Genomic DNA, 7,000 nt, shown 5'->3' with positions numbered 1-7,000 from the left:
TGTCAATGGCGTCGTGATCCAGATCGGTGCCGGGCCTTGTCAATGGCGTCGTGATCCAGATCGGTGCCGAAAATCTGCAGGGCGCCGTTCTCCCGGGGCCGGCATTTATCCATCGCCTCCTTGAAGGTCATCGCCAGCGAGTAGACCTCCTCCCCGGTGGAACAGCCGGGCACCCACGCCCGCATGGCTTGTCCGGATGACCGGCTCGCCAGCAGTTCCGGCAGGGCTTGGTCGCGCAACTGCTGCCAGGCGTCCGGATCGCGGAAAAAGTTAGTCACCCCGATCAGCATCTCCTTGAAAAGCAGATCCAGCTCCTGCGAATTCTCCTCCAGATAGCGAACGTAGTCCGTCATTTTGCCGATCTTGTGAATGCCCATGCGCCGCTCAAGCCGCCGGTAGAGCGTATTGCTTTTATAGAGCGAGAAATCATGGCCGGTGTGGGCGCGCAGCAAAACGCACACGTCGCCCAACACGTTCTGCATGTTCGTGCTAATGGCCTTTTTCGATGGCGCGCGCGGCGACGCGCGCTGAAGGAACGCGATGAGCTTCTCCGGCAGTTCCTCCGCCGGAGCGACAATATCGGCCAGCCCGGCGTCGATCGCGCTTCGCGGCATGCCGTCGAACTTGGCCGTCGTCGGCTCCTGCACCAGCACCACGCCGGCCTTCTCCCTGATCGCCCGCAAGCCCAGCGTGCCGTCGGCCCCCATTCCCGAGAGAATCACGCCGATGCTGCGCTCCCGCTGATCCTGCGCCAGCGAACGCAGAAAGACATCGATCGGCAGGCGCAACCCGCGGGGCGCGACCGGCGCGAGCAGGTAGAGCATGCCGCGTAAGATGGACATGTCTTTATTCGGCGGGATGACATACACGCACTCCGGCCGCACCGGGGTGCGATCCCTGACCTGGACGACTTTCATGCCGGTGACGTGCTGCAACAGCTCGGCCAACATCCCCTTGTGCGTCGGATCCAGATGCTGGACGATAACAAACGCCAGACCGCTGCGTGGCGGCACACGCCCGAGAAACCGTTCCAAAGCATCGAGCCCTCCCGCAGAGGCGCCGAAGCGCTCGACGCTGGCATATGCGAACTCGCACAGGCCGTGGCAGCTCTACCAAGGCGTCTTCGAGCAGCTGCTGGGACGGTGCCAGACGCTGGCGGCGGAGAGACGCCGACCCTTCCGGTTCAAGAATCCGTTGCGTGTGATAGACTCGACGGTGATCGACCTGTGCCTGGAGGTCTTCGACTGGGCCAAGTACCGCCGAACCAAGGGCGCGATCAAACTTCACCTCCAGCTTCAGGATTGCGGATGCTTGCCGTGCTGGGCGCTGGTCACGGAGGGCCGCACGCACGACGTGCGCGTGGCGCAGGGCCTCTCGTTCGATCCGGGCACCATCGTCGTGATGGACCGGGCCTACACGGACTACGGCATGTTTGGCCGCTGGGACGCCGAGGGCGTCTTCTTCGTCACGCGCATGAAGGCCAACGCCCAGTACGAGGTGATCCACAGCCTCCCCGGCGGCGGCGGCGCGTTCCGGGGCGAGGAGTGGATACGCCTGACAGGGGTTGCCGCAAAGGGCTGCACCTGCATCCTGCGGCGAATCCGCATCTGGGACGCGGAGAACGAACGGGAGATCGTCCTGCTCACCAACCAGCGCTCGCTCGCTGCGACCACCATCGGGCGGATCTACCGATACCGCTGGCAGATCGAGTTGTTCTTCAAGGCGCTCAAGCAGAACCTCAGGATCAAGACCTTCGTCGGAACCAGCGAGAACGCGGTCAAGACGCAGGTTTGGACAGCACTGATCGCGATCCTGCTCCTGAAGTTCATGCAGATCAAGTCCTCGTGGCAGTGGAGCCTCTCCAACCTGGCGGCCATGCTGCGCTTCAACCTCCTGACCTACCGCGACTTGTGGGAATGGCTCAACGACCCGTACGGAGTCCCGATCAGGGAGCCCGAACCCGTACAGTTGACTCTTACTCTTTGAAACCTTGGACAGCATGTCCCGAGACCTCAACCTGAACAACCCGCCAATCAACACGAAAACCCTAGTAAATCAGCACGTCACCCGGTAAAATGAAGGCTGTCTTGGACAGCAGTGATGCGCACCATGCCTTGGTCATGCGGCTGAGGAAACGTCTTCCTCCGTCGAGCCTCACGGCATCCTGCATAAGGTCGTGATGTACATACCCAACCGCGTTCTCGACATGCTGGATGTTGTACGGCTCCGAGCCCGTGTCGGGCCGGGCGTCGCTTTGAACGTCCGTGTGACCAATTTGGCCGCTGTGTTCCTGGGGTCCTATCAAACGGTATATGCGGGTCTGCCCGGTCCGCGTAACGGGCCCACGCCCAAACTGCCGGTTGGCTTTGAGAGCCAAATCGGCGCTCAGGTCAGCATCGCCGATGTCACCGCCGAAGGCGCAGCGGGCCCGGATTACGGCCCGGCGGAAATCGGCCTTGGGGCACACGTGCTCTTGGTTGGCTTGGATGCTGGCGTGGAACCCCTGGAGTTGCTTGATCTGGTGGCCGATCTATTCTTCATCGACCTGAGAGCAGACGACCTCTAGTGTTGTCGAACACCCCGGCCTTCTTGCGTCGCCACACCAAGCGCCAGACAACAGATCCCCATGCCGCCTCGCAGCCGTCATGCGTGATGCAAACAAAGCCCGGTTTGGGAGGTGCCTTGGGACGCCGCCCCGAGTTTACCAGCCCAGTCGCCGCATACGCGATCCGGACGTTAGGTGACCCGGGAGGGGCCTCCGAGGGCGTCCTGATCCCGATCACTGGCTCGATGACTGATTCTGAATCGGGATACGAATCTGGAAAACGGCGCCGCCCAAAGGCGAACGACCAACCGAAACGTCTGCCGCGCAAGACGCTGCAAACGCCTTAACGGCCAGGAGTCCGATCCCGGTGCCGTCCGGCTTAGTCGTAAAACACGGTTCGAATATGTCCTCAGAGGTCATCCGGCACACCCGGGCCGCTATCGTGAATCTCCAGTATGGCGGCCCCCTGCTCGGTAGTCAGACGCCCTTCTATTTGTCCTGTCGGGCCGGCTGCCTGGGCTGCGTTGATTAGAATATTCAGCACAGCCTCCTCGAATAGGGTTCTGTCCAGCACAAGGGTAAGCGGCGCGATGCCAGACAGCGAAATACGACAGAACCGGACATCCGGATGCTTTCGCACGACGCCGACCAGCTCGATTAAGGCTGCTTTCATATCAACATCTTCTTTCTTCTCCGGAACGGCACGGCGGGCCGCCGATGCGAGGCGTTTGGCAAGATGACTGAGCTTTTCAATGCTGACATCAATCTCCTCGATCATCCTGAACAAGAACGGTGCGTCTCTTTCTCGACGCTTGAGTGCTTCGACAAGTCCGGAAAGCACCATGAGCAAGTTGTTCAGGTCGTGTGCTACTATTGCCGTGGACATGGCCGCAATCAGTCTTCTTTCTGCATTAAGCAGCATTTTCTCCTGCACAATGATCATCTCATCTTGTCGTCGGATTCTCGTGTAGCGCAGGTAGGAAATTACAAAGAACAAGACGCCTGTCGAAACAATGAATCCAATCCCTTTGATCGTCTCAATCACGTACAGTTTGTATGGAGTCGCAGCCACGAGGACGGCAAGGTAACCGGAAGCAAGGATGTAGGTGCTGCACAGCAGCATGTACAGCAGGGCCGACTCCACAGCCTGCCGCGCCGGCCTTATCAGTGCCGGGTGCGAAATCTGCTTAACTCGCTGTAGCGAAGACATATCGCATGCCATCCTTACTCATCGGGGAGTCTATCATGTCTAACCTTTTATGGAGTTCCCGGACTGCCGTCCAGCCAGGGCAGCGCCAACCAGAATGTGCTACCCTTCCCTTCTTCGCTTTCGACACCGATGCGGCCGCCGTGGGCTTCGACGGCCAGTTTGCAGAAGGTTAATCCCAAGCCCGTGCCCTGACGATTCGTGTGGCCGGCGATCTGACCGAACTTTTCGAAGATACGCTGGTGATGTTCGGGCACAATGCCTCCCTCCCACATCTCACTTTTTTGTCTTACACCCCTGGTTCAAGAACGCGACGATTTGACGGCGTATATCTGCAGAACCGGCGGCGGCGGTATGTCCCGCGCCAGGCATGGGCAACAATTGTTTGGGCTGTCTGGCTTTCTTGAACAGGATCTCGGCATGCCGATACGACACCACCGTGTCGGCCGTGCCGTGAATCAGCAGCAACGGAACAGGGCTGATTGCGTCAACGGAAGCTTTCGGATTGTGGTCGCCCGACACCAACAGCCAGGTCAGTGGCCGCAGCCATGCCCCCAGTTTAAAATTCGCGCCGACCCCATCACCCGCCGCCCCGCGATACGTTGAGAAAGCCGATTCAGCTATCACGGCCTGCACGCCTGCTGGATGCGTTTCTCCAGCCACAGCCAACGCCAATGCTCCGCCCAAGCTCTGTCCATAGAGAATCATGCGCTGCGGATCAAGGTCGGCACGTCCCCGGACATACGCCAGCGCGGCTATTCCATCCTCAAATGTGCCCTGACGGGTCGGCTTCTTCTTCGCCGAGGCCCCATAGCCTCGATAATCAAAGACAAAGACGTTGAAACCTTCTGCTGGCAGCCAGGAAACAAACCCGTAATGCGCGGTCATGTTCTGGGCATTGCCATGGAAATGGACGACCGTGCCCAGCGCCGGGCCCGGGGTCGTTGCCGGTATAAACCAACCATGCAAGGGGGATCCGTCGCGACTGGTAAACCACACGTCCTGGTACGGCAGGCCGACCCTGTCTGGCGTTGAATAGACCCGTGCGTCGGGATAGTAAAACAACCCGTTGGCACATCCGTTCAACATCAGCGCCACACAACCCAAGCCAGCCACAAGCACGGCGAACTTCCGGCCACGCCACGGCCGCCGAATCAAAGCAGATAGAACATGTCTAGCCATTGTAGGGGCTTCTTTCTCTCTTACAATCATCCCTGTGGAGGTTTGCAGGAGCCTCAGATAATCTCATGACGCCCGGCCGCTCCGTTTGCGAACCCGCTAGGGTGAGCAATACGGGAGGAGTCCGTTGTTGTGTGCCTTCATGGTTCCAGTTTTCCGACCGTGATGTAGGAATCGATCCCCATTTTCTTCCAAAATCTCAAAACAAGGGCTGTATTGAAGGTGGTGGTGCAGAAGTTTCTGCCACAGTTGGGCCACTTGGGCCGTGTCGTCTGGTGTCGCCTTGCGAATGGTCACTTTCATCAATCTCTCCAGGCCAACGAATAGCGTTTGATCCCTCGTGCGCCAAGTGTAGAACGGTTTCGATTGCGAACCAAGGGGTTTTTGCCGCATGAGAAATAAAAGTTGTTGTTGTCGTAGACATGACGCCTCGGCGTCAGGGAGATTGGACCCGATAGCACATCACCGTCTGGGCACGGGGATCGGCTACCAGCCTGACCGGCTCCGAAGGATCGATCACCCGGACCACATCGGCCCACGCGCTCCCACTGGGCGCATAGTCGGCCAGCCTGCTGGGCTCCCGATCGAAAACGCCTGCATCCAGCCGGTTGCCCGGGCGATTCGGAAACAACGCGAAATAGAGCATGTTCATTTCGACGAGTTCGTTAAAGAAGTGCGTGCCGAGGGAGATGTCCGGCGTCAGCGTGTCGTGCATGACTTCCAGTTCGCACAGCAGGTTGATGTGATTGATCTCGGAGAAGTTGACCGGCACGCCCAGCGAGGGCGTGCTGGTGCCCCAGCGTCCGGGACCGATCAGCAGCGTCGAGCCTCCCCGGCGGCCGCATTCCCGGTTGATTTCGCCGATCAGTCGGGCAACGGCATACCGGTCGCGATCCGCCAGCACGGCGAAATGCGCCGGCACCACATAGATGACGCGGTCAACGGCGGTCACGCGCCCATGGCCCACCACCGCGCCAGCAGCCGACAGGATGACGTCCCGGTCCGGCACTTGCACCTGCGGCACGTCGACGCCGCTGGTCCCTTGCACCTTCAGCGGACGGCATTGAAGCAGGTTGATGCGATAGTCCTGATGACTGACAAAATTGACAGCAAACTCGATATCGACGGGGTGGCCGTACGCGGCCTCCAGCGATGCGAGAATGGCGCGCATATCGGCCACGAATGGCGTTTCAGCGAGCAGCCGGTCAAAGGTCAGAATCCAGACTTCGCGCCCGTTGGCGAGCGGGGCCGCCTGGGGATCGAGCGACGCGAATAGCGAGATGGGCACGTCCATCGATTGCGTGACCAGCTCCAGAAATTCGCCGGACACAAGCCGACCCGCATCCAAGTCGATGTAGTCGACACAGCGTTGCGAATGGCGGCAGATCTCATCGAAACCGGCGTCGGGCCTGCGGCCGGGCGCATTCAACGCCACCACGCGAGTATAGTCATCGTCAATGCGATCAACGGCCCGGGTGCCGAGACCATAAACCAACCGGAGCACGCCCGCGCGCGGGTCCACCTTGGAGCTCCACATGAAGGGATTGAACGAAAACCCCACGCCAGCCAGATGGGGATAGAAGCAGCGTCCGTGCATGGCGCCAGACACGCGCATCACGAGCAGCGCCATCTGTTCGTCGCGATCAAGCAGGCCGTGCCGGGCGCGGTAATTGAGCGCCTCGGCACTCATGGTGCTGGCATACACCGTCTTCACGGCCGCGAGGAAATCCGCCATGCGTTTTTCACGCGGCCCCTGATTGGCGCAGAACACGCTTTCATACTTGCCTGCGAAGGCGTTGCCATAGTTGTCCTCGAGCAGCGAGCTTGATCGGACGATCACGGGGTACTGCCCGAAGTAGTCGAGCATCTCCTCGAACTGGCGCAGGACGTAGTCGGAGAACTGCCCGGTCATGATCTGCTCGCGCGCCTCGTCGGAGCCTTCGAGAAAGCGGTCGCGGTCGCGTTGCTTCTCCCGGTGCCGCCACACCTTGTTCCGAACGAGATAGGTGTAGAACACGTCCGATCCGATGTAGAACGAATCGTGCGATTCGAGCATCGCATCCGCCTGC

General features: G+C 60.0%; 7 protein-coding genes. 2 read left to right on the top strand and 5 right to left on the bottom strand.

Annotation, left to right across the window (positions count from 1 at the left end):
- Positions 1-2: 2 nt before the first annotated feature.
- Positions 3-917 (bottom strand): hypothetical protein, encoded by a 915-nt coding sequence (locus tag FJ222_11380; protein MBM4165023.1) that lies wholly within the window; start codon positions 915-917, stop codon positions 3-5.
- Here FJ222_11380 and FJ222_11375 point away from each other — a divergent pair.
- Together FJ222_11375 and FJ222_11370 are read left to right on the top strand one after the other, a co-directional pair.
- Positions 823-1,986, top strand: coding sequence for an IS4 family transposase (locus tag FJ222_11375; GenBank protein MBM4165022.1), 1,164 nt, complete (start codon positions 823-825; stop codon positions 1,984-1,986). The genes FJ222_11380 and FJ222_11375 overlap by 95 nt on opposite strands.
- Positions 1,987-2,179: 193 nt before the next feature.
- Complete coding sequence (locus tag FJ222_11370; protein MBM4165021.1) at positions 2,180-2,566, top strand: hypothetical protein; 387 nt, start codon at positions 2,180-2,182, stop codon at positions 2,564-2,566.
- Positions 2,567-2,954: 388 nt separating this feature from the next.
- Here the strand turns inward: FJ222_11370 and FJ222_11365 are convergent, their stop codons facing one another.
- From FJ222_11365 to FJ222_11350, 4 genes are all read right to left on the bottom strand, one after another.
- On the bottom strand, positions 2,955-3,755 hold the full coding sequence (locus FJ222_11365) for a HAMP domain-containing histidine kinase (protein MBM4165020.1): 801 nt from the start codon (positions 3,753-3,755) through the stop codon (positions 2,955-2,957).
- A gap of 47 nt (positions 3,756-3,802) precedes the next feature.
- On the bottom strand, positions 3,803-4,027 hold the full coding sequence (locus FJ222_11360; protein MBM4165019.1) for a hypothetical protein: 225 nt from the start codon (positions 4,025-4,027) through the stop codon (positions 3,803-3,805).
- A gap of 1 nt (position 4,028) precedes the next feature.
- Positions 4,029-4,964: an alpha/beta hydrolase gene (locus FJ222_11355; GenBank protein ID MBM4165018.1), complete on the bottom strand. Its 936-nt coding sequence runs from the start codon at positions 4,962-4,964 to the stop codon at positions 4,029-4,031.
- Positions 4,965-5,367: 403 nt separating this feature from the next.
- Positions 5,368-7,000: phosphoenolpyruvate synthase (locus FJ222_11350; GenBank protein ID MBM4165017.1), on the bottom strand; the 1,633-nt coding region annotated here is incomplete at its 5' end.

The sequence above is a fragment of the Lentisphaerota bacterium genome (assembly GCA_016873675.1).
In the GTDB taxonomy this organism is placed as follows: Bacteria; Verrucomicrobiota; Kiritimatiellia; order RFP12; family JAAYNR01; genus VGWG01.
The sequence above is the reverse complement of the archived record's forward strand: the minus strand, read 5'-3'. Positions and strand labels throughout refer to the sequence as shown.